The organism is Vibrio crassostreae, assembly GCF_024347415.1.
GTDB classification, from domain to species: Bacteria; Pseudomonadota; Gammaproteobacteria; order Enterobacterales; family Vibrionaceae; genus Vibrio; species Vibrio crassostreae.
Window position 1 is genome coordinate 2196853 of record NZ_AP025476.1, and the last position, 23601, is coordinate 2220453.

Annotated in this window: 16 protein-coding genes and 4 tRNA genes; 8 read left to right on the forward strand and 12 right to left on the reverse strand. The window is 44.8% G+C overall.

What is annotated here, in order from left to right; genetic code table 11:
- The first annotated feature begins 10 nt into the window (after positions 1-10).
- The 3 genes from OC193_RS09800 to OC193_RS09810 are packed head-to-tail and all read left to right on the forward strand — an operon-like array spanning position 11 to position 3928.
- Positions 11-2449, forward strand: a complete 2439-nt coding sequence (locus OC193_RS09800) for a DmsA/YnfE/YnfF family dimethyl sulfoxide reductase (protein WP_048664726.1) — start codon at positions 11-13, stop codon at positions 2447-2449.
- A gap of 11 nt (positions 2450-2460) precedes the next feature.
- Positions 2461-3081: a DMSO/selenate family reductase complex B subunit gene (locus OC193_RS09805; protein WP_004733360.1), complete on the forward strand. Its 621-nt coding sequence runs from the start codon at positions 2461-2463 to the stop codon at positions 3079-3081.
- A 1-nt stretch (position 3082) separates the two neighbouring features.
- Complete coding sequence (locus OC193_RS09810; protein ID WP_048664725.1) at positions 3083-3928, forward strand: dimethyl sulfoxide reductase anchor subunit family protein; 846 nt, start codon at positions 3083-3085, stop codon at positions 3926-3928.
- Between the two features lie 160 nt (positions 3929-4088).
- Here the strand turns inward: OC193_RS09810 and OC193_RS09815 are convergent, their stop codons facing one another.
- On the reverse strand, positions 4089-5327 hold the full coding sequence (locus tag OC193_RS09815; protein ID WP_048664724.1) for a CinA family nicotinamide mononucleotide deamidase-related protein: 1239 nt from the start codon (positions 5325-5327) through the stop codon (positions 4089-4091).
- A gap of 210 nt (positions 5328-5537) precedes the next feature.
- Between OC193_RS09815 and OC193_RS09820 the strand changes: the two genes are divergently transcribed.
- From OC193_RS09820 to OC193_RS09835, 4 genes are all read left to right on the forward strand, one after another.
- A complete protein-coding gene (locus OC193_RS09820) occupies positions 5538-6446 on the forward strand; it encodes a DUF3943 domain-containing protein (RefSeq protein WP_048664723.1) in 909 nt (302 codons plus the stop codon).
- A 232-nt stretch (positions 6447-6678) separates the two neighbouring features.
- A complete protein-coding gene (locus tag OC193_RS09825) occupies positions 6679-7191 on the forward strand; it encodes a glycine cleavage system protein R (protein ID WP_019820630.1) in 513 nt (170 codons plus the stop codon).
- A gap of 190 nt (positions 7192-7381) precedes the next feature.
- Positions 7382-9022: a DUF1566 domain-containing protein gene (locus OC193_RS09830; RefSeq protein WP_048664722.1), complete on the forward strand. Its 1641-nt coding sequence runs from the start codon at positions 7382-7384 to the stop codon at positions 9020-9022.
- Positions 9022-9564 (forward strand): Lcl C-terminal domain-containing protein, encoded by a 543-nt coding sequence (locus OC193_RS09835; protein ID WP_048664721.1) that lies wholly within the window; start codon positions 9022-9024, stop codon positions 9562-9564. Before OC193_RS09830 ends, OC193_RS09835 begins: the two co-directional genes overlap by 1 nt.
- A gap of 66 nt (positions 9565-9630) precedes the next feature.
- Here OC193_RS09835 and nspC read toward each other — a convergent pair whose 3' ends face one another.
- The 10 genes from nspC to uvrY all read right to left on the reverse strand — a co-directional run bounded on the left by nspC (position 9631) and on the right by uvrY (position 19834).
- On the reverse strand, positions 9631-10764 hold the full coding sequence (gene nspC / locus OC193_RS09840) for a carboxynorspermidine decarboxylase (RefSeq protein ID WP_048664720.1): 1134 nt from the start codon (positions 10762-10764) through the stop codon (positions 9631-9633).
- Positions 10765-10935: 171 nt separating this feature from the next.
- On the reverse strand, positions 10936-12186 hold the full coding sequence (locus tag OC193_RS09845; protein ID WP_019820628.1) for a carboxynorspermidine synthase: 1251 nt from the start codon (positions 12184-12186) through the stop codon (positions 10936-10938).
- Positions 12187-12194: 8 nt separating this feature from the next.
- Positions 12195-15134, reverse strand: a complete 2940-nt coding sequence (locus tag OC193_RS09850) for a pyridoxal phosphate-dependent class III aminotransferase (protein WP_184957405.1) — start codon at positions 15132-15134, stop codon at positions 12195-12197.
- Positions 15135-16010: 876 nt separating this feature from the next.
- Positions 16011-16086: transfer RNA gene (locus OC193_RS09855), tRNA-Gly, on the reverse strand.
- A gap of 32 nt (positions 16087-16118) precedes the next feature.
- Positions 16119-16205, reverse strand: a tRNA-Leu gene (locus OC193_RS09860).
- Positions 16206-16285: 80 nt separating this feature from the next.
- Positions 16286-16361 (reverse strand) — tRNA-Gly (locus tag OC193_RS09865).
- Between the two features lie 36 nt (positions 16362-16397).
- A tRNA-Cys gene (locus OC193_RS09870) sits at positions 16398-16471 on the reverse strand.
- A gap of 266 nt (positions 16472-16737) precedes the next feature.
- Positions 16738-17295: a CDP-diacylglycerol--glycerol-3-phosphate 3-phosphatidyltransferase gene (pgsA, locus tag OC193_RS09875; RefSeq protein ID WP_048659595.1), complete on the reverse strand. Its 558-nt coding sequence runs from the start codon at positions 17293-17295 to the stop codon at positions 16738-16740.
- A gap of 46 nt (positions 17296-17341) precedes the next feature.
- Positions 17342-19174: an excinuclease ABC subunit UvrC gene (gene uvrC, locus OC193_RS09880; protein ID WP_102432892.1), complete on the reverse strand. Its 1833-nt coding sequence runs from the start codon at positions 19172-19174 to the stop codon at positions 17342-17344.
- A gap of 15 nt (positions 19175-19189) precedes the next feature.
- Positions 19190-19834, reverse strand: coding sequence for a UvrY/SirA/GacA family response regulator transcription factor (gene uvrY, locus OC193_RS09885; RefSeq protein ID WP_004729778.1), 645 nt, complete (start codon positions 19832-19834; stop codon positions 19190-19192).
- A 426-nt stretch (positions 19835-20260) separates the two neighbouring features.
- On the opposite strand from uvrY, the gene OC193_RS09890 reads away from it, so the two are divergent.
- Positions 20261-22624 carry a DNA polymerase II gene (locus tag OC193_RS09890; protein WP_048664717.1) on the forward strand — a complete coding sequence of 788 codons (2364 nt, stop codon included), beginning with the start codon at positions 20261-20263 and terminating at the stop codon, positions 22622-22624.
- Positions 22625-22709: 85 nt separating this feature from the next.
- On the opposite strand, the gene OC193_RS09895 is transcribed toward OC193_RS09890, so the two are convergent.
- A complete protein-coding gene (locus OC193_RS09895) occupies positions 22710-23477 on the reverse strand; it encodes a nucleotidyltransferase family protein (RefSeq protein ID WP_048659598.1) in 768 nt (255 codons plus the stop codon).
- Between the last annotated feature and the right edge of the window lie 124 nt (positions 23478-23601).

The following is a 23601-nucleotide window of genomic DNA, read 5'->3' on the forward strand; positions in this document are numbered from 1 at the left end:
GCATCTTAGAATGACGAATAAGAAAGAATCTGGGGTAATGAACCTTACTCGAAGAGGCTTCATGAAAGCTTCTTCTGCGGTAGGTAGTGCAGCCGCACTCGCGGGCGGTATCGCTTTACCTTTCAAATCCAAACCAGTAGCGGCTGCAGTTGCTGAGAATGTGGATGAGAAAATCGTATGGAGTGCATGTACTGTAAACTGTGGCTCTCGCTGCCCTTTACGTATGCATGTACAAAACGGTGAAATCAAATACGTAGAAACAGACAACACAGGTACTGACGAATATGGTCATCACCAAGTTCGTGCGTGTCTACGTGGTCGCTCTATGCGCCGCCGTGTTTACAACCCAGATCGCCTGAAATACCCAATGAAACGTGTTGGTAAACGTGGTGAAGGCAAATTTAAACGCATTAGCTGGGAAGAAGCTTATGATGAAGTCGCTGGTACTATGCAACGCCTTATCAAAGACTACGGCAACGACACTATCTACCTAAACTATGGTACAGGCACCCTTGGCGGTACGGTTACTAAATCTTGGCCACCAGCACAAACGCTAATTGCTCGTCTAATGAACCTAAGTGGTGGTTACCTAAACCACTACGGTGACTACTCAACAGCGCAAATCGCGAAAGGCTTGAGCTACACCTACGGTGGTTGGGCAAACAACAACTCTTTCTCTGACCTAGAGAACACAAAGCTTAATATCCAATTTGGTAACAACCCTGCTGAGACTCGTATGTCTGGCGGCGGTCTGATCCACCACTATGTAGAAAGCAAAAACAAATCGAACGCAAGAACGATCATCATCGACCCTCGCTACACCGATACTGCAGGTGGTCGTGAAGATCAATGGATTCCAATTCGTCCTTCAACTGATGCTGCATTGGTAGCAGGTCTTGCACACGTGATGATCACTGAAGACCTTGTCGACCAACCGTTCCTAGACAAATACTGCGTAGGTTACGACGAGAAGACTCTGCCTGCATCAGCGCCTAAAAACAGCGACTACAAATCTTACATCTTAGGTTTAGGTGAAGATGGCGTAGAGAAGACACCTGAATGGGCCTCTAAGATCACAGGCATTCCAGTTGATACTATCGTTAAGCTTGGCCGTGAAATGGGCACAGCAAAACCATGTGCAATCCACCAAGGTTGGGGCCTACAACGTACAGCGAACGGTGAACTAGCTTGTCGTGCAATCGCGATGCTGTCGCTACTCACTGGTTCTGTGGGTGTATCAGGTGGTTCAACAGGTGCTCGTGAAAGTGACATCAACATTCCGTTTGTTCGCTTCCCTACTGTGCCAAACCCAGTTGAAACGTCAATTTCAATGTTCATGTGGACAGATGCGATTTACCGTCACCATGAAATGACCGACATCACTGATGGTGTTCGCGGTGCAGAGCGCCTTAAAAACCCAATCAAGATGATCTGGAACTATGCAGGTAACTGCATCATCAACCAACACTCAGACATCAACAAGACTCACGCGATTCTTCAAGATGAAAGTGCGTGTGAAATGATTGTCGTGGTTGATAACCATATGACTTCTTCTGCGAAATACGCCGATATCATCCTGCCAGACTTAACGACGTCAGAGCAAGACGACTGGTGTATGGATGGTAAAGCATCGAACATGCCTTACTTCATCTACGCGCAAAAAGCGATCGAGCCTCAGTTCGAAGCGAAATCTATCTACGAGATGTGTTCTCAACTGGCGAAACGCATGGGCGTAGAAAAAGAATTCACAGAAGGCCGCACTCAAGAGCAATGGATTGAGCATCTTTACGCTGAAACTCGTAAGAACGATCCAACACTGCCAACCTTCGAAGAGATGAAAGACCTAGGTATCTACAAACGTAGCTACGACCACCACTACATCGCTTACGAAGATTTCCGTAAAGACCCTGAAGCGAACCCACTGACTACACCAAGTGGCAAGATCGAGATCTACTCAGAGCAACTGGCTGATATCGCGAAAACGTGGAAGCTGAAAGAAGACGAAGTGATTCACCCTCTTCCGATTTACGCCGATTCTTTTGAAGGCCACAACGACCCATTAGCAGAGAAGTACCCACTTCAGCTAACTGGTTTCCACTATAAGGCTCGTACTCACTCGACTTACGGCAACGTTGCAGAAATCAAAGCAGCAGCACCGCAAGAGTTGTGGATCAACCCAATTGATGCGAAAGAACGTGGTATCGAAAACGGCGACATGGTGAGTATTTTCAACGACCGTGGCGAAGTACACATTCCAGCGAAAGTGACACCAAGGATCCTTCCTCGAGTTGTCGCGCTAGGCGAAGGTGCATGGTACGCACCAGATGGTCAGAAGATCGACCATGCAGGCTCTATCAACGTGCTGACCACTCAGCGCCCGAGCCCACTTGCTAAGGGTAACCCTCAGCATACAAACCTAGTTCAAATCAAAGCGCTAAAGAAAGCATAAGGTAGGTTGGAATGAAACAATACGGCTTTTACATTGATTCAAGTAAATGCACGGGTTGTAAAACCTGTCAGCTTGCTTGTAAAGATTATAACGATCTCGACATTAAAACGAACTACCGTCGCGTATACGAATACGCAGGTGGTGGCTTCACTCAAGATGGCGATACTTGGGTTCAAAAAGATGTCTTTTCTTACTACCTATCTATCGCTTGTAACCACTGTACTAACCCAGCGTGTGTGAAAGTGTGTCCTTCGGGCGCTATGCACAAACGTGATGAAGACGGTTTGGTTGTGGTTGATGAGAGCGTATGTATTGGTTGCCAGCACTGTAGCAATGCGTGTCCTTACGGCGCGCCACAATACAATGCGAAGAAAGGTCACATGACCAAATGCGATGGTTGCTACCAACGTGTTTCTGAAGGCAAACAGCCGATCTGTGTTGAGTCTTGCCCACTTCGTGCATTGGAGTTTGGTGAAATCAATACGCTTCGCGAGAAGTACGGCTCTGGTGCAGATGTGGCACCACTGCCATCTTCAACCGAAACACTGCCAAACATCGTGATTAAGCTGAACAAAAACGCGAAGCCTACTGGCGATACCAGTGGTCACCTAGCAAACCCGAAGGAGGTGTAAGATGATTTTTCATGAGTGGTCTTTAATCTTCTTTACGGTGCTGGCGCAAACTGCGGTTGGTGGTTACTTACTGATTGGTGCTCGTGCACTGGTACTTGGTCACGATGAAGAGAAACTAAACAGCTATAAGGTTCCAATGTTCATTCTGTGGGCATTCATGGGTCTTGGCTTCATGTTCTCGACAACGCACCTGGGTTCTCCACTGCGCGCGTTTAATGCCTTTAACCAACTAGGCTCGGCTTGGTTGTCTAACGAAGTGTTCTTCGGTGCGGCATTCTTCGCAGTAGGCGGCCTGCAATGGCTATTGTCTGTGGTTAAGAAAGGTGGCGTAGCTATCCAAAAAGCACTGGTGGTCGGCGCTATGGTGCTGGGTGTTATCTTCATGTACGCGATGATCAACGTATACATGATCAACACAGTACCGACATGGGACAACATCTACACACCACTAAGCTTCATCATGACGATGGTTGTGGGTGGCTTGCTGCTGTCTCAGTTCGTGATTGTGTTCGCAAACGACAGCCGCTTTGCAGTTGACCGTAACATCACCATGCTGGCTGTGATTGCTGTTGCGATCAGCTTGCTTGTGACAGTAGGAAAACTGAACCTAATCGGTGACATCCAAACTTCAGCTGCAAAAGCGTCTGAGTTAGTCGATGGTTTAGGTAGCTATGTGATTCTTCAAGTGGCACTGCTGATGGCAAGCTTGTTGATTTGGATTCTACCTATGCTGAACAAAGCAAAAGTGAACCCAGTTAACCTTGGCTTAGCACTAGTACTGTTCTTGGCTTCAGAGTTAATCGGCCGTGGTTTGTTCTACAGCTTACATATGACAAGCGGTTTGTAATCAAGTTCTTACAGACATGAGTTACGTGTAAACATCACTGCTTGTTTGGTTATCTAGAAGGCTAGATAAACAAAAGGCCCAACACCTATTTAGATGTTGGGCCTTTTTATTTCATTTTTCCAACGTTTTTAGTACAGACTTAACGAGTTCGCTTACATATTTACTTAATGATAGCTGCTGGAATAAACATGTCTTTCAATCGCTTAGCCGAAGAGTAAGTGCCAAACATCGGTTTGTTGTCTAGATGCCTTCTCAGCATATCGGCGGCAACGGTCTTAATCACGTTGCGTTGGTCTTCACGCGAGTACTGACGATAAAACTCAAGCACCTGCCCCCACTCGCCTGCTTCAGTCGACAATGCAACGCTGAATGTGTTGCCTTCTAACTTACCAGTCACCAAAGCCAATTCGGTTTCGCACTTCTCTCTTGTTGCGCCAGCCAGAGCAAAGGTGGCGGCTAATGGATCGCTCTTTTCAAGCTCACTCTCTTTGGGTTCAGCCATCACCCAAGAATGCCCAAAGCAATCTTCAAGCTGCTCATTCGATTGTAGCCAAGCTGAAAGCGCACCTTTGGTCGACACTTCAGATACAGACAAGGTTTTCTTTCTCTCTGCCATGATATGCCCAATATGGTCAATCATCGGCTCATCAACGCTGACTACGTTACTCTCTAGCAGCTTGTACACCATTTGCAGAAGCTTAACGCGAGTTTCTAAGTCTGCCTTAGGACCAAACAGTTTCACCTCAATGAAAGGCAAATAAGAGCGATAACCCAACTCATAACCTTCTGGCAGCTTAAGCTGGTCTAACACATCCGAGATACCCGATTCAGACAAACCAAACGTAAACAGTCGACTGCATTCAGAGGCAACCACTTGAGGGTAAGTACGCGACAAGTCAGGAAGAATCTCAAACGTCACCATACGTTTGAACTCACTCGGTACACCCGGCGTGAAATAGAAAGTCGCATCGTTGATTTTCAGCTTGAAGCCACATGCAGTACCGACAGGGTTATCGACAATCTCAGAGCTTGCTGGCAACAAGGCTTGCTTAAGGTTGCTGCCAGGCATCGGCATACCGCGTCCTGAGAACATCTCTTCCATACGAGCCAGCCATTCAGGGAACATGACGAGTTTCTGCTCTGAAGCAGTTGCAGCGGCGGCTGCACTCATATCATCGGTTGTCGGCCCTAGACCACCATTAACGATAACCACATCATAGTTAAAGCTCAGCATCAGCAGTTCTTCAACAAGAGCATTCATTTGATCACCCACAGTTGAGCGCTTAGCAAGAGCAAAACCATGCTGATAAAACTCACCAGACATCCAAGCTGCGTTTGTATCTACAATGTCTCCATGAAGAACTTCTTCACCTGTACTTAACATTGCGATTTTCGTCATATTTCTATCCCTTGTTGTCATAAAAAGACACTGCATTATTTACAAACTGGTCTATGGTTGAATTTGGAGCAATCCGCCTTTTCACTAATATTAATAATGTTAAACCTAAGGTTTTCTTAGGAAAAGCTATAAATTATTAGTTCCCTAAATCAGGCATTTAATAGATAATTGTGACCCTGATCAATTCCAAACTTTCTCATGGAGACCCTTGTGGCCAAATCACCGTTACTAGCAAAGGTTACTGCTGCATTTACAATGCTAATGTCAGTTAACTCGGTTGCAAGCCAATACGACTTCGACCAGCCAATCAACCTTTCTTATTCGGATGAATGTGCTCAAGATTACTGTGTTAATGATAGCTTGTACACCTACAAGCCTAGTACCAATTACGCACTGAGCGAATCAAGTGATGAGTACGACTTCTCAATCCAACAACCAAAACACCTGTTGGTGAGTCAGGAGAAGGATTGGGATTACCTAATGGGTCAAACCTACACCATTCTTGGCCTGAGTGTCGCGACGGTGGGTTTGATGACTCTCCTACCTGAAAGTATCACTAAGTGGGATGATGACCAACGTGACATCAGCTCATTAGGTAAAAAGTGGAAAGATAACGTGTCTGATGGCCCAGTATGGGACCGTGACGAACACTTCCTAAACTACGTAATGCACCCATATTTTGGTGGTGTTTACTACACTGCAGCTCGACACGCAGGTTACGATGAGTTTGAGTCTTTCTTATACTCTTGGACTATGTCGACGTTCTTCTGGGAATACGGCGTAGAAGCGTTTGCTGAAGTACCTTCATGGCAAGACCTCTTTATCACTCCTTTCTTTGGTGCTGTTGTCGGTGAAATGATGCTAGAAGCAGAGCAAGACATCGTTGCTTCAGGTGGCGAAGTGATGGGCTCTCAAACCATGGGTGATGTGTCTCTATTTTTCCTAAACCCTGTTGGACACATCCACTACTGGGTAAGTGATGCTTGGGGCGGTGACGCAGAAGTTAATCTGAATACTAACCCTTGGTGGGATAACCAAGACGCAGCTAGATTCGCATACGATGCTGGTGCGCCATACGATTCTCAGTTTGTTGGTATGAACTTTAAAGTAACCTTCTAATACAGCAACCTAATTACTTTCGTAAAAACAAAACTCTTCTAAAAAGCGGCTCTCTAGCCGCTTTTTTTGTGCCCTACTCTTCATTCTCTTTTTTTGCATCACAGCTTAGTTTCAAAAATTGACGTAGGTCAAACATTGTTCGATGTAACCTTCTACACTGATATTAAAGAACTTTATCGCGTGATATCAAACATTTAATTCGCAACAAATCATTGAAACTTTGGGGGCTGATATGAACAGTACATTTATCGTAAACTTTATCGGAAAAGCATCACCAACAACAATCAAACAGCTTGCTGCGGTTACTCACGAAAACGACGGAAAATGGCTCATCAGTAAAGTGAACTTTATTGAAGACCAAGTCGCAGGCGTACTCAAGGTTCAACTTCCAGCCATCAACGAATCGATTGTTAAAGAGGCTTTCAGCGCCAATCCAGATCTCATCGTACAGTTTGTCGATTCAGATCATACGCATAATGTCCAAGACACAATCCATCACCTAAGACTCGATTCTAACGACCGAGCAGGTATCGTCAATGAAGTGACACATGTATTAGATAGACAAGGGATCAGTATTCTAGACATGGACTGTCACCGAGTCTTCATTGCAGGCGGCGGTGGTGTAAGCTCAAGCCTATTCACTTCAAAAATAGCGGTTAAGCTGCCAATCGAAGTTCAAATCGATGATGTAGTTAATGAACTCGAAACACTCAGTGAAGACACTCGTGTGATGATTGAAAGCTAATTTAACTTACCTCCTGACGATACCTTGATCGTTGGGAGGTCACCTCATAAATAAGACCTCTCTTACATTACTTACAAAAAAAACCATCAAAACACCTAAAATACATAGCGACAGCATATGAAATTAAGCATTTATATAATTTTTTTGATACGATAGATATCTTATATAATTTAGTAGCTTAGGTTCACACATGGAAAGAAAAAGGTCGAGTTGGCAGCTCAATGTCATCTCAGCAATCCTTCTTACGACACTGTTTAGCGGTTGCAAAAGTGGTCATGAAAATAACGATAGTGGAACAACGACTACGGGAACAACTTCAAGTACGTCATCTTCTCCTATTACGCTTAGCATCCCAAGTAGTGTCTCATTTTCTGAACCACAATCAGGGTCGAAAACAGAATCCATTACCATTTCTCTTTCCGAAGCATTAGCTCAAGAACTCACCTTAACGATCTCAACTAGTGACGTGACAACTCGCTCTAATGGCACCTTCAAAAACTACGATGCTATCTCAAGCCAAAACGTCAAAATTGCGGCAGGTGCAACCAGCGCAGCTCTACCACTAAACCTTGTGCACAATAATCTGTATGAGGGCAGTAAAACACTTCATTACTCTATTAGTGCTGATAACGGTGCAAATTACACTCTTTCAAACGAACGAACTGTAGTAACTATTGATGATAGCGATACTCAACCAACCGTTAGTTTTAGTAACGACTTAAGTACCGTTGTAGAAGGTGACAGCATTATTCAACAAGCTGTTTTGAGTCATTACACATCTCAAGATGTAACACTGACCCTAACTCAAACCGGTATTGCCGCGCCTGAGGACTTTACTGTTGATATAGCAGGGTTAACTCTTAAATTGCCAGCAGAAACCCTATCAACAAATATCACATTTTCTGCTCGTGATGATAGCTTCGATGAAGGTGGCGAATCGTTAATCTACACGATAGCTTCCGTTGGTAACGCGACTATCGATTCAAGTAAAAGCACTCTCGCGTTCTATATTCCTGGGCAGAAAAGTTTCAATGATACTGGGTATGTCACTTATTTTGATGGAACAGACTACGACAGCGTCACTCCTCCAGCATCACATCCAAATCAAGATGCCGATTTTGGTTTAGATGTCACCAATGGAAGTGAACATTCAGATGGGGAATATGGCTTTCGCTACACCAAGCTAGATGCTCACGGAAACCCTCTAATACCTAGCGCTACTGATTGGCGCTGTGTTAAAGATGAGCATACTGGATTGTATATTGAAGCAAAACAAGATCCGATAGCAATGCCGAGTCAGTCCGCGGTCGATACCTGGGTTAAGAACCATAAAGACAACCCTGATGCCCACCCTTATCCATGGGACAGTCAATCAAGCTCATGGCGAAGCGCTTCGTACACATATACTTGGCACGACTCTGATAATACAACCAATGGTGGCTATGCCGGAGCACGCAATGATCTATTGTACAGCGCCGGCCCGATCTCTTCTCAATGTGCATACATTAACGATGGTTCAGGAAGTAACTACTGTAATACAAGTAGTTATATTAGTAGTCTAAACAGTCGCTCTATTTGCGGTATTACAGATTGGCGCTTACCTTCACCTGTTGAAGCTCGTTCATTTATCAACTTCAATGTCGGCACTGCACCAGTAGGAGCCATTGATTTCTTTCCTAATCTTGGAGACCGACTCTTCACGCACTCTAGCTCTGTTAAACAAGATGGTAGTGCTAGATGTATCGACTCTCAAAATGGAGAGCTTGAGCTTTGTAATAAAAACATCGCAGGCTCAACAGGAATTGTGGCTGTAAGTGGAGGTATTGAGTAATGAAACTAAAACTATGCTTAGGTGTAATTGCCTCTCTGTTAAGTGCACATGCCATCGCGCAAACCTGCGTGCAAACTCAAACTCCCTCTCACCAAGACGGGCAATTTATTGACCGTAAAGATGGGACATTACTCGACGTAACGACTAATTTGCTTTGGTCAAAATGCAACCTAGGCGAAATCTACAATCAATCCAATGACACATGTGATGGTACCGCGATTAAATATCAAAATTGGCAGGATGCACTTATCGCAACTGAAGATTCGAATCTGACCACTATCGCAGGTCAGGTTGGTTTTAGGTTGCCTAATATCAAAGAGTTAAGTTCAATCGTTGACTATAGCTGTACTAGACCAGCAATCAACCTGACACACTTCCCGACTACAACCAACGAACCATATTGGACTAATACTCCTGACGCTCATAAAATCAACAGTGACTATGATGGTTTAATTATTGATTTTGAAGAAGCTTTAGAAGTCATTACAGACCCAGATGATATTCCACATCCTCTTGTTCGCTTAGTGAAAACATTTAATTAGGTTTATCACTGTACAGAACAAAAGAGCAGCTCATCGGCTGCTCTTTTGTTCTAATGCAATGTTCAGTTACTTAATCGACCATTGTGATAATGAGCGTTTGAAGTCTTCATAGCCGAATTCATTTAGCTTCTGAACTTCACCACTGCTGCGTTCGCAGTAGATTGATGGCATTTTCAGACCATTGAACCAGTTCAGTTTCACCATGGTGTAACCTGCACTATCCAATAGGTGAAGCTTTTGACCTATTTTCAGCGGCTCGTCAAAGCTTGTTTCACAAAACTGATCGCCCGCCAGACATGAACACGAACCAATCACGTAGTCATGACTTCCGTTTTCAGACGCTTCCAATACCGATGCAGGCTCGTTGTAGATAAGCGTGTCAAGGCGGTGAGCCTCGGTAGCTGAATCCACAATCGCCGTTTTCTTCACGTTCTCAACAATATCAACCACTGTCACAACTAAATCTGTCGTTTTAGTGATGATAGCTTCACCCGGCTCAAGGTACATCTGCACGCCGTGTCTTTCAGAGAAGGCTTTTAGCGCAAGACCAAGTTTCTCGATGTCGTAGCCCGGCCATGTGAAGAACACGCCGCCGCCCATGCTCACCCAATCTAACTTATCTAGGTGATCCCCAAACTGTTCTGAGATTGAATCAAGCAAACCAATAAAGGCATCGACGTCTTTGTTCTCACAGTTCATGTGGAACATCACGCCATTAATCTCATCAAAGATTTCAGGCTTGATATGGTCAGCTTGTACGCCCAAACGCGAGAATTGACGCGCAGGGTTTGCTAAGTCTTGTCCTGCGTAGCTTACGCCCGGATTTAGACGTAAACCCAGCGAGGCTTTACCTTCAACAATATGACGGTAAGCTTCGAATTGGCTTTGCGAGTTGAAGATCATCTTGTCGCAAATATCCGCAACTTCTCTCACGTCATCTTCGCTGTAACCCACACTGTAAGCGTGCGTTTCACCGCCAAAGGTTTCATGACCAAGTTTTACTTCGTACGGGCCAGAGCTTGTCGTGCCATCGAGGTAAGGCTTGATGATGTCAAACACACCCCATGTAGAGAAACACTTCAGTGCCAATACTAGCTTCACACCTGAAATCTCTTTCAGCTGCTTCGCTTTCTCTAGATTCGCAATCAACTTGTCTTCGTTGATCATGAAATAAGGCGTTTTTAGTTCGTTGTTTTGCATGTTAATACCTTGCGGCCCTCGAGTTCACGAAGGCACATGATAATCGAACAAAGCCGACGCTAATGCATCGGCTTGTAGTTATACGTTCTCGTCATTCGTATGACTTTGAATTGAATTCGCAGAGCTTTGACCTTGTCGCTAGGGCAACGCAACGAGGGCAAAGAGCCAGAATTACTTCAAAGTATGGATTAGAGGTAGACCTTGCCCAGGTTCTAGCTCTTGAACGTGCCAGTCTAGACCGATTTCAGGCATGGTTGCTAGGAACGGGTCTGGGTTTAGCTGTTCCATGTTGAACACGCCTTTATCAGCCCATTCACCACGGAAGAACTGAAGTGCAGCAGTAATTGCTGGAACACCGGTTGTGTAAGAGATCGCTTGGTGTTCTACGTCTTCGTAAGCCACTTCGTGGTCTGCGTTATTGTAGATGAATACGCTGCGCTCTTTGCCATCTTTCTTACCTTGAACCCAAGTACCGATACACGTTAAACCTGTGTAACCCGGAGCCAAAGACGTTGGATCTGGCAATAGAGCTTTAAGAACATGTAGAGGTTGAACAACAGTGCCATCGTGCAGTGTTAGCGGATCTGGGCTCAGAAGACCGATATCACGCATGCAGTTGAAGTAGTTCAGGTAAGCATCACCAAAGCCCATCCAGAATTCGATACGCTTAGCTGGGATGAATTCCTTCATTGAACGAACTTCATCGTGCGCCATTGAGTAAACTTTGTGAGAACCACAGTTAGGGAAATCAAACTCAAGCATACGAGAGTGGCAAGGTACTTGTTTCCACTCTTCATTTTCCCAGTAGAAAGAATCACCTTGGATCTCAAGCATGTTCGTTTCTGGGTCAAAGTTTGTCGCAAACTTCTTACCATGATCGCCTGCGTTTACGTCCATTACGTCGATCGTATCGATTTCATCGAACAAGTGCTTAACCGCGTGCGCTGCAAATACTGAAACCACACCTGGATCGAAACCCGCACCAAGAATACCTGTGATGCCTGCTTCAGCAAACTTCTCACGGTAACCCCACTGCCAATCGTAAGCTTGTGGTACTTGTTGGCCTTCAGAACATAGGTCAACCGCTACCGATGTATCTAGGTAAGATACTTTTGCTTGGTAACACGCTTCCATGATCGCCATGTTTACCCAAGGAGGACCAGCGTTGATTACTAGGTCTGGTTTCACTTCGTTAATCAGAGTAACAAGTGCATCAACATCGTCAGCGTTTACTGCGCGAGCTTCTAGTTTTTTAGTTGAATCTTTAAGGTTGTTTTTACCTTTAATCGATTCGATGATTTTTTCACACTTCGCGATTGTGCGAGAAGCGATTGTGATATCACCCAGTACTTCGTTATTTTGTGCTGCTTTGTGTGCAACAACCCAACCAACACCGCCTGCACCAATTTGTAGAATAGCCATAGTATTAATTACCCTTGTTGTTCTGCTAGCTCAGTGGCTAGAGTTTGAATTTTGTTAATTAGAGATTTGAAATCTGATGTCTTTAGGCACGGATTCAAGATAGTGAATTTAAGCGCACTCTTACCATCCACGATCGTTTCACCCAATACTGCAACGCCACGAGTCAGCGCTTCCAGTCTTAGCGTTTGATTCAGTTTGTCTAAATCTAGCTCGCCGTTTGCTGACGGCTTAGATCGGAACAACACTGTTGATAGTGAAGGCTCCGCGAGTAGCTCTAAGTCAGCTTGGTTTTGAATCAGGTCTGCCACTTCTAGCGTTTGCTCAAGAAGATGGTCGTACATATCGCCCAACTGCTTTGGACCAACACTTTGCATAGTCATGAAGACTTTCAATGCATCAAAACGCTTGGTAGTCGCGATAGACTTATCGACTAAGTTCGGCAGCTCATCGTGTTCGCGGTTTAGGTAATCTGCGTGATGCAGAAGGTACTTAAAGTTCGCTTTGTCTTTCAACAACACCGCACCACAGCTGATTGTTTGATAAAAAAGCTTATGGAAATCGACACTTACAGAGTCCGCTTTCTCGATGCCTTGTAAACGAGCTTTATGGCTGCTTAAGATAAGCGCGCCACCGTAAGCACTGTCGACATGGAACCAAAGACCTTGTTGGCTTGCGATGTCTGCAATCGCATCAAGGTCGTCGATAGCACCGTGATCGGTTGTACCTGCTGTACCGACTACAGCAAAAGGAATCAGGCCTTGAGCTTTAAGTGCTTTGATTTCTGCGTCTAATAAATCCGGTTTGATGGTTCCGTTTGCGTTTGTTTCAACGCAGCACACCGCGCTCTCGCCTAAACCAAGTAGTGAAGCGGACTTTTGAACCGTGAAGTGAGATTTGTTTGAGCACAAGATACGAAGCTTGCTCGCGTAATCTGGTAAACCCAGCTTTTGGATTGAGTGACCATCGTGTTTATCAGCAATCCAGTCTCTCGCTAGCAATAAGCCCATTAGGTTACTTTGCGTGCCGCCACTAGTGAAAACACCGTCCGCTTGGTCGCCAAGTTGGTACTTGTCACACATCCAATCCACCACACGCTGCTCAACATAAGTCGCAGCAGACGCTTGGTCCCATGAATCCATTGATTGATTCAACGCCGCGATGATTGATTCCGCCGCTACCGAAGCCATAAGAGGAGGAGTGTGGAGATGTGCAATACAGTCTGGGTGTTGCACGAATATGGAGTTTGCAGCAACAAGGTCTGCAGTGCTATCTACAACATCAACCAAAGCGTGTTGGTTGTTGTCTAGGTCGACAGCTTTGATAGCAGCCTCTAGTACTTTAGGTTCTAGACCTGAGTATGGCGTTTCAACTTGCTCAAAAACCGCTTTCATCGCTTGAGTGGTTTGGTTCATCACGTTAGCGAATTCGTCGCTACCGCCTAAACCTGTCTGGATGAAATGCTTGTTCCATTCTTGGTTTGCTTGTTCGCTTGAAGCTGGGTCTTTTTGTAAACCACCACCTGCTGCGATGATCGCTTCTTCCATGACGCGCAATGCAAAGTCAATCTGCTCAAAAGAGATAATCATTGGTGGAAGGAAACGAATCACAGACCCATCACGACCGCCCTTCTCGACCATCAAACCGCGCTCTAGTGCTGCGCGTTGAATCGCGAGGGTGAGTTCACCGTCTGATTTCGGCTCACCAAATTTGTTAAGCTCGCCATTTGGTTGCTTGATCTCAGCGCCAAGCATTAGACCTTTACCACGAACCTCAGCAATACAGTTAACGCGAGATTGAATCTTCTCAAGCCCATGACGTAAGTATTGGCCTGCGATGTTCGCGTGCTCAACCAACCCATCACGTTCGATGATTTCCAACGCCTTAGCGCCAGACACCATTGCTAATTGGTTACCACGGAAAGTACCAGTGTGCTCACCCGCTTTCCAAGTATCGATGCTCTTATCGAATACAAGCAGCGACATTGGTAGTCCACCGCCAATCGCTTTAGACAAACATAAGATATCAGGGTTAACACCTGACTCTTCAAACGCGAATCGATGACCTGTTTTGCCGACACCACACTGGATTTCATCAAAAATCAGTAGGATTCCGTGTTCATCACAGATGCGTCGTAAACCTTGTAGCCAAGACGCCGGAGCCGGAATCACACCGCCCTCTCCTTGCACAGGCTCAACGATCATCGCAGCCGGCTTCATGATGCCAGACTCGTCGTCGTTCAACATACGTTCGATATAACGAATGCTCGCGTTAGCCCCCGCTTCACCACCAATGCCAAACGGGCAACGAAGGTTGTATGGGAAAGGCATGAAATGTACGTCAGACATCAAACCGCTACGACGTTCTTTAGTACCTAGGTTACCCATCATACCCATGGTGCCGTTAGTCATGCCATGGTAAGCACCACGGAACGCAAACATGGTGTTACGACCTGTGGTTTGCTTAGCGAGCTTGATCGCCGCTTCCACAGCATCAGCACCAGATGGGCCACAGAATTGAAGAACTGAGTTATTTGAAAAATCTTGAGGGAGAAAAGCTTTAACTCGCTTGATAAACGTCTCTTTTGCTTGAGTCGTGATATCAAGTGTTTGGTATGGCAATCCAGAATCGAGCTGGTCTTTAAGTGCTTGGTTAATCTCAGGGTGGTTGTAACCCAAAGAAAGTGTACCTGCACCGGCTAAGCAATCGAGAAACAGTTGGCCACGAGTATCTTCAACTAAAGCGCCACATGCTCGTTTAATAGCAATAGGCAGGCGTCTTGGGTAAGAGCGAACATCCGACTCATGCTGTTCTTGCTCTAGCAAAATAGCGTCAGGTGTTAGGTCGTACGTTCCCTCTAAGATAGGAACCATAGTTGAAAATGAATTTGCGATAGTATTGATATCGACTTCAAAGGCGGTAGTCATAAAAGTCCCCTTGAATGTGTTCATACTCACCTCCATCAGACGCAATTACCCACCAACTCTCGTTAAATTTGGAGAGAGTTCATAGTGAAGCACGCGTATTGTCTAGAAATGAGATATAGCTGTACGCTCGCATAAGTCAAATGACGAATACGAAATTAAGCCGTCTTAAGACAGCGATAAATTGTTAGCGTGAGCTCAAGGTTCAGTAATGCTACTGTTTTGAAGAATTGGACATTTTTGCAGGATCGGGCAGCTATGAGGAGCTGATCCCTTTGGAAATGCAGAGCTGATTAGCAATGTTGTAATTAGTGTGTTCAATGTTGGGTTTCCCATTAACATGGCGAACTGCGCCATAAGTATCCCGTCTATCAGCTAAAGGACTAGCCAATACCTACCCTACGTAATGTCCCAATCAGCAAGAATGGTCACTACGCGTATCCCCCAGAAGCAATCGTTGCTCTTCTTGAACATTGTTCATTCCGAGATTGCGCAGGAAAGTAACATAAAGTGAAATGAACGATCAATAGTTTTTAATAATAGCCTGATAAATAGCAGTGGTGGCTAAGCAATTGCTGAAAATATCGTCAGCAATATCGTTTAAGAAAGAGATCTCCGGTTCATTCGTTCCTCATGCCCGAGGGTGACGACACAGGTATATAGGCGGTGTTAGTGATGGCTTGAGGCTGTGCCGCCTTTACATCATTCCCTGGTACGAGGAACGAGTTCATAGGGGATCTCGCTTTTAAAAACTAACTGTTCTAAACGAACTTAATTGCGAAATTTTGAAATAAAAATAGAAGTGAATTTTGAGTATGGATTCAAACAACAAAAGTACAGATATGGAAACGCTGAACGCCAGAAACCAAAAAGCCCGAACATTTCTGTTCGGGCTTTTTAATTTGGAGCGATACATCGGGTTCGAACCGATGACCTCAACCTTGGCAAGGTTGCGCTCTACCAACTGAGCTAGTATCGCATTTGCTTTATCAAGATAAAGACTTTAATAGATGGTGCCCCGGGCCGGACTTGAACCGGCACAGCGCGAACGCCGAGGGATTTTAAATCCCTTGTGTCTACCAATTCCACCACCAGGGCACGCAATTCTTTATTGCGATGCCGATTACTGAAAAGTAAAACACCATCTTAATGCTGACGCCAATCAACATTACAAAATTTGGAGCGATACATCGGGTTCGAACCGATGACCTCAACCTTGGCAAGGTTGCGCTCTACCAACTGAGCTAGTATCGCATTTTCATTCATATTCTTTCTAGAAGAAAGAGAGAATGGAGGCGCCTCCCGGAGTCGAACCGAGGTCCACGGATTTGCAATCCGCTGCATAGCCACTCTGCCAAGGCGCCTTAGTAACTCCAAGCGAATCGCTTATTGCCATCCTCTTGGGTACGGGATGCATTCTACGGATTCAGACGATTGAGTCAATATTATTTTTGTATTTTTAATTCGTTTGAATAGATTTCATACGAAACAGGCCAAATAGCTGACTTTATGTTCAAAACACACTGTGAGCGGGTTATTCAAAGGAGATCTATATCACATTAGATATCCGCTATTGGTGGCTTAACCTTAGGTTAAAGATCAAAAAAGCGAGCCTCAGCTCGCTTCTTCATCAATGATGTTTTTCGTCTAACAAATCGTCTTTAGCGGCCATCAAGTATTGCGCCATTGACCAGTAAGTAAGAACGGTTGCGACATAGAGTGCAATGTATCCTACCCAAACCATCCAGTCGTCATAGCGCCAGATAAGCACCCAAAGGGCGAACATCTGAGAAACGGTTTTGACTTTACCAACCCAAGATACCGCAACACTTGCACGTTTACCGATTTCAGCCATCCATTCACGAAGTGCTGAAATGATGATCTCACGAGCAATCATGGTCACCGCTGGAATCGTCACCCAGATTGAGTGGTAATGCTCAGTAATCAGGATAAGTGCCGTAGCAACCAACACTTTGTCAGCCACTGGGTCAATGAATGCGCCAAAACGAGACGTTTGCCCTAACTTGCGAGCCAGCATACCATCTAGCCAATCAGTAAAGCCTGCCACCCAAAACACCATCGCAGCAGCAAAAGGAGCCCATTGATAAGGTAGATAAAAAACGACAACGAATACTGGGATCAAAAATAGTCTCAGCAAGGACAAAATGTTAGGTATATTCAAACGCATATTATTGGGCTCTTATTAATTGCGCTTTAATGGTGCGGGATTTTTACTATTGTTTCAATGCTTGATAAATGTTTTCTGCCAAAGAATGACTAATGCCCGGCACTTTGGCTATTTCTTCAACAGTTGCACGCTTAAGTTCTTGTAAGCCGCCCATATATTTCAGCAAAGCTTGACGACGCTTAGGCCCTACCCCTTCAATTCCTTCCAAAGCACTGGTTCTACGTGTTTTGCCACGTTTCGCTCTATGCCCTGCAATCGCATGATTATGGCTTTCATCACGGATGTGCTGGATAAGGTGTAGTGCTGGTGCATCACTGGGTAAATTGAACTCTTCCCCTTCTAGGGTCACTAGAGTCTCTAAACCAGGTTTACGAGTCACGCCTTTCGCAATACCCATCATTCTTGGTCTAAACGGCCAATCCCCCCAATATTGAGAAATGATCTCATGAGCGCGGTTTAGTTGACCTTTGCCACCATCGATAAAGATAATGTCTGGGATCTTGTCGACATCGAGTTGCTTCGAATAACGCCTCTCAAGCGCCTGAGCCATCGCAGCGTAGTCATCACCACCGGTAATGCCGGTGATGTTGTAACGACGGTACTCCGGTTTAACCGGGCCTTCTTGATTAAATACCACACAAGAAGCTATCGTACTTTCACCCATGGTATGACTGATATCGAAACATTCCATTCGCTTGATAGCATCCATCGACAGCACTTCTTGAAGCTCTTTGAAGCGCTGATTAATCGTCATCTTGTGATTAATCTTGGTAGTAATAGCCGTCAATGCATTGGTGTTCGACAACTTAAGGTAACGACCTCGAGTCCCTGAAGGGTTGGTATTGAAGTGGATCTTACGACCCGCAACTTCACACAAAGCTTCTTGAATCGGTGTCACATCTTCCATCAAATCGGCATTGAGAATCAGACGAGTTGGGATGGTTCTCGCTTCATTATGCGCAAGATAGTATTGGCTTAGAAAACTCGAAAAGACCTCTTCTCGCACCGTATTGTTTGGAATTTTAGGGAAATGGCTTCTACTGCCTAAAACCTTGCCTTGGCGAATCATCAAGATATGAATACACGCTACGCCATTCTCTTGAGCAAAGCCCAACACGTCCATATCTTCCATTGAATCGTCAGATACATACTGTTGTTCTTGCACGCGTCGAATCGCTTGGATTTGATCACGGAAAGCGGCAGCTTGCTCAAAGCGAAGCTCTCGGCTTGCTGTGTCCATCTTTTCGATGAGCGTCTCAAGGACTAATTTATCCTTTCCTTGCAGGAACAGACGAACATAGTCGATAAGCTCGCTGTACTCTTCGTCAGAGATAATCGAGCTGACACATGGCGCAGCACAACGGCCAATCTGATACATCAAACATGGACGTGTTCTGTTGGCATAAACCGTATCTTCACACTGGCGGGCAGGAAAGATTTTTTGTATTAGGTGCAGCGTCTCACGCACAGCGCCGGAATCAGGATAAGGACCAAAATATTCACCCTTTTTCTTTTTAGCACCACGGTGCATCGACAAACGAGGATGCTTGTGACCGCTAATAAAAATATAGGGATACGACTTATCATCTCGCAGAAGTACGTTGTATTTCGGTAGGTACTGCTTGATGTAGTTATGCTCAAGAATAAGAGCTTCGGTTTCCGTGTGCGTTACAGTGACATCGATCTTGTCAATATTGCTGACGAGAGCGCGTGTTTTTTCACTGTCGACTTTTTTACGAAAATAACTAGAAAGGCGTTTTTTGAGGTTCTTAGCTTTACCGACGTAGATAACGACAGCCTCGGCGTTATACATTCGATAAACGCCGGGCTGCTCTGTTACTGTCTTGAGGAATGAGACTGAGTCAAACAAGTTGGTCACTATACGATCTCAGTGTTAAAGGGTCTCAGTGTCTAACATTCCATGTCTAATCGCTAAATGCGTCAACTCTACATCGCCACTGATATCCAGCTTGCTGAACAAACGGTAGCGGTAACTGTTGACTGTTTTAGGACTTAGATTGAGTTGTTCTGAAATATCCGTCACTTTCTGACCTTTGGTAATCATCATCATGATTTGAAGTTCACGTTCAGATAAGTCTGCGAATGGATTTTCAGACGCAGGAGAGAATTGGCTCAAAGCCATCTGCTGCGCAATTTCTGGTGAAATGTATCGTTGGCCACTATTAACCACTCGAATTGCATTTACCATTTCATCCGGACCTGCCCCTTTAGTAAGGTAACCAGCAGCTCCAGCTTGCATCACTTTAGTTGGAAACGGATTTTCCGTATGAACAGTTAAAACGATGATTTTAACATCAGGGTTGAAACGCAAGATTTTCTTGGTTGCCTCTAAGCCACCAATACCAGGCATATTCATATCCATCAAAATAACGTCAGTATTGTTAGTACGACACCATTTTGCAGCATCTTCACCGCTTTCAGCTTCCCCTGCTACGTTCATTCCACGGACGTCTTCAATAATACGTCGTATCCCTGTGCGAACCAGCTCGTGATCATCTACAAGGAAAACATTTATCAAACTTGTATCTCCACACTATTAATTGGCTCTGCAACCACTGTGTCGTTTCATCTGTTTGAAACAATTGAACAAAGGAACAGTGGATCGCAGCATTGAGTACATCTTAACTTAATTACTAAAAAAAAGCTCTGTTGAATATGTGCTGAAACACGAACTTTAGCAAGTACTTATTAACAAATAAGCTAACTAAAACAACAAGCTTTTTCTAAAAATCAACCAGTTAAAACAACACCCAATAAAATTACACAAGATAAAGATATTTTCAATACCATTGAATAACCATTCGCGACAATTTCACTTATTTGCTTATAGAGTCCCGTTATTTGCCTCTGTTAACTAGAATTTAGTTAGTATTTTTGCTGCCTGTTGTGCGCTGAGGGTCGCTAGGTGGTAGTATTCGATTCCCAATTTCAATAGGTCACTACATTGGATATTCAGCAAGGCTTTGTACTTACAAGACAAGCGAGAGATTTTTCAGGGCGCACGCAAATCGACTTGTGGCTGAGCACCCCTCAAGGCCCTACTTTGCTGACCATTCCAAATGAAAAACCTGTATTTTTTGTCGCTCAATCTGATTTAGAAGCATGTCAGACAATCGCAGCCAAAGAGTCGATTGATTGCCAATTTAAGCCTCTAGAACTAGCCACATTCGAGCAAACACCTCTCGCCGCGTGTTACACCTCGCTGTCGAGAAGTAGCTTTGGTTTAGCTCAAGCCTTCCATAACGAAGAAATCCAAACCTTTGAAAGCGATATTCGACTCGCTGACCGATTCTTGATGGAACGCTTTATCAAAGGAAGTATTGAGTTCACGGGTACCGCGGTACAAAAGAACCAGCATCGCAGAGTCTCAAATACGAAATGCCGAGCGGGCGACTACTTACCCAATCTATCTGTCGTCTCGCTTGATATTGAATGTTCAGAAAAAGGCGTGCTTTATTCGATTGGTCTAGACAGCCCGATGGATAGCCGAGTGATCATGGTCGGCGCCCCTCAAGAAGCCGGCACCAACATCCAATGGGTTGCCAACGAAAAAGCTCTTCTTGAAGCCATGATTATGTGGTTCTCTGAATTTGACCCTGACATCATCATTGGTTGGAATGTTATCGACTTCGACTTTAGGCTGCTGCACAAACGTTCAGAATGGAACGAAGTAAAGCTAAATATCGGTAGAGACAATCAACCAAGCTTTTTCCGTAGCTCTGCACAGAATCAGCAGGGGTTTATCACTATCCCAGGGCGCGTTGTCTTGGATGGTATCGATATGCTTAAAACGGCAACCTACCACTTCCGGTCTTGGTCACTAGAGTCGGTATCGCAAGAGTTACTTGGTGAAGGCAAAGACATCCACAACGTTCATGACCGCATGGATGAGATTAACCGGATGTTTAAGTTCGATAAGCCTTCACTCGCTAAGTACAACCTTCAAGACTGTGTGTTGGTAAACCGAATCTTCGAACATACCCACCTACTCGATTTTGCGATTGAGCGTTCGCGACTGACTGGTGTCGAGCTTGATCGTGTTGGCGGTTCTGTTGCTGCTTTTACTAATTTGTACCTACCACAGATACACAGAGCGGGTTATGTCGCACCTAACTTAGAGCCTGAGAACTGGATTGCTAGCCCCGGTGGTTATGTGATGGATTCAATTCCCAACCTGTACGACTCTGTATTGGTGCTCGACTTCAAGAGCCTATACCCATCAATCATCCGCTCGTTCCTGATTGACCCTATGGGGTTAATCGAAGGATTGAAGCTGGAACTAGGCCCTGAAGAAAACCAAGCGGTCGAGGGTTTTAGAGGCGGTCAATTCCACCGTTCAAAGCACTTTCTGCCAGAGATGATCGAAAACCTATGGGCTGCACGTGATGTGGCAAAGAAGAACAACGAGAAAGCGTTCTCTCAGGCGATTAAGATCATCATGAACTCATTCTATGGTGTGTTAGGTTCGTCCGGTTGTCGTTTCTTCGATACCCGGTTAGCGTCTTCGATTACCATGCGTGGACATGAGATCATGAAGCAAACTAAGGTTCTGATCGAAGACAAAGGCTATCAAGTAATTTACGGCGATACCGACTCAACCTTCGTGTCTCTGAACGGCAGTTATGACCAGCAAAAAGCAGACGAGATAGGGAATGAACTGGTCGCTTACATCAACGATTGGTGGACGAATCACTTAAAAGAGACCCACAACTTAACCTCAATACTTGAACTGGAATACGAAACTCACTATCGCAAGTTTCTAATGCCGACCATTAGAGGTTCAGAAACCGGCTCAAAGAAACGTTATGCAGGCCTAATCACTCAAGGCGACAAAGAGAAGATCATCTTTAAAGGCCTTGAAAGTGCTCGAACCGATTGGACACCTCTAGCACAGCAGTTTCAACAAACCCTGTATGAGATGGTATTTCATGACCAAGACCCTACCGACTATGTCAGACAGTTTGTAGATGAGACTTCAGCGGGTAAACATGACGATTTACTGGTTTACCAGAAGCGTCTGCGTCGTAAGCTACATGAATACCAAAAGAACATTCCGCCGCAGGTTCGTGCAGCTCGTATGGCCGATGAAATCAATGCTCAGTTAGGGCGCCCTCTTCAATACCAAAACAAAGGACGTATTGAATATTTGATTACTCTGAGCGGCCCTGAGCCTAAAGAGTATTTAAAGAGTGGTATTGATTATCAGCATTACATCGACAAACAGATTAAACCCGTCGCTGAAGCTATCTTACCCTTCATCGGGTTAGATTTTGAGAGAGTCAGTGGACAGCAATTAGGTTTATTCTAAGATTATTGTCGAGGTTTCATCAAAACAAAAAAGCAGAGGAATGTTCAATTCGCTCTGCTTTTTTATATCGATAGATTAAGAAACTCTATCCGATTCTAAACTCGGTTTTCTGATATTGCTTAACTAACCACTCACCAAAGCCATCAAGAATACCAATCACCGAACGTTTCGGGATCGGTCTACCTGAGAGTAAAATACCCAACCTTTGAATTTCGACTTCTCTATCTGGGTGATACTTCAAGAACTGTTGACCACATTCTACAGGATCATCGAACCAATACTTATCGCGATACATGACCAAGGAGTAGCTTGCTCTTAGCAGCTTCTTGGCAATGATCACTTGCGCGGCCACTTGTTGCTCTGGCGTTGTAGCTCGGGCAATCTTGTTGCGATACACCGCTAACCAGTTTTCCGCATCCATATTCCAATGCTTGGCAATTTCCCAACTCGTCTCAAAATCACCATAGCAATCTGACAAGTCTTCACCATGCACACACACGGCCAAATGCTTAAGCATAAAGCCCCAGGTGAAGATGTTGTCGAAATCGACTATCTCGCTCACCAAGGTGGTTTTAATCGCCACTTGAGTCACCTGTGGGAAGCTTTTTTGGAAGCGCCATTTAATGGTATTCAACAGCGTGGTTCGCTGATCAGGAAACGGGCGGTGTGTCACCACAACCACATCAAGATTTGAGCGACCGACGACGGCTTGCTTGCGAGCAACACTGCCATAAATATAGACACTGTGTAGATTAGAACCTAATCCACCTTTTAAGAAGGTAATCAGATCGTTAACCACAGGTTGGAATTCAGGTTGAAAAGGCTGTGTTGGGTCAATAACAGGTAGCTGCATAGGTCGTTTCGGTAAATAAAATCATGATTTAACAGTAACTCTATGATCGCCTAGGTGACTTTATGATTCAAGCTATTCCTATTTATAGCATCTCCGAGATATAATCAGCGGATAGACCCACTAA

What these genes read in the sequence shown, in the direction of transcription:
- pgsA (WP_048659595.1), bottom strand. Translation starts at nt 17,295, where the DNA reads ATGCGTTTGAATATACCTAACATTTTGTCCTTGCTGAGACTATTTTTG.
- OC193_RS09815 (WP_048664724.1), bottom strand. Translation starts at nt 5,327, where the DNA reads ATGACGAAAATCGCAATGTTAAGTACAGGTGAAGAAGTTCTTCATGGA.
- OC193_RS09800 (WP_048664726.1), top strand. Translation starts at nt 11, where the DNA reads ATGACGAATAAGAAAGAATCTGGGGTAATGAACCTTACTCGAAGAGGC.
- OC193_RS09835 (WP_048664721.1), top strand. Translation starts at nt 9,022, where the DNA reads ATGAAACTAAAACTATGCTTAGGTGTAATTGCCTCTCTGTTAAGTGCA.
- OC193_RS09850 (WP_184957405.1), bottom strand. Translation starts at nt 15,134, where the DNA reads ATGAACACATTCAAGGGGACTTTTATGACTACCGCCTTTGAAGTCGAT.
- OC193_RS09845 (WP_019820628.1), bottom strand. Translation starts at nt 12,186, where the DNA reads ATGGCTATTCTACAAATTGGTGCAGGCGGTGTTGGTTGGGTTGTTGCA.
- nspC (WP_048664720.1), bottom strand. Translation starts at nt 10,764, where the DNA reads ATGCAAAACAACGAACTAAAAACGCCTTATTTCATGATCAACGAAGAC.
- OC193_RS09830 (WP_048664722.1), top strand. Translation starts at nt 7,382, where the DNA reads ATGGAAAGAAAAAGGTCGAGTTGGCAGCTCAATGTCATCTCAGCAATC.
- OC193_RS09825 (WP_019820630.1), top strand. Translation starts at nt 6,679, where the DNA reads ATGAACAGTACATTTATCGTAAACTTTATCGGAAAAGCATCACCAACA.
- OC193_RS09805 (WP_004733360.1), top strand. Translation starts at nt 2,461, where the DNA reads ATGAAACAATACGGCTTTTACATTGATTCAAGTAAATGCACGGGTTGT.
- OC193_RS09810 (WP_048664725.1), top strand. Translation starts at nt 3,083, where the DNA reads ATGATTTTTCATGAGTGGTCTTTAATCTTCTTTACGGTGCTGGCGCAA.
- OC193_RS09895 (WP_048659598.1), bottom strand. Translation starts at nt 23,477, where the DNA reads ATGCAGCTACCTGTTATTGACCCAACACAGCCTTTTCAACCTGAATTC.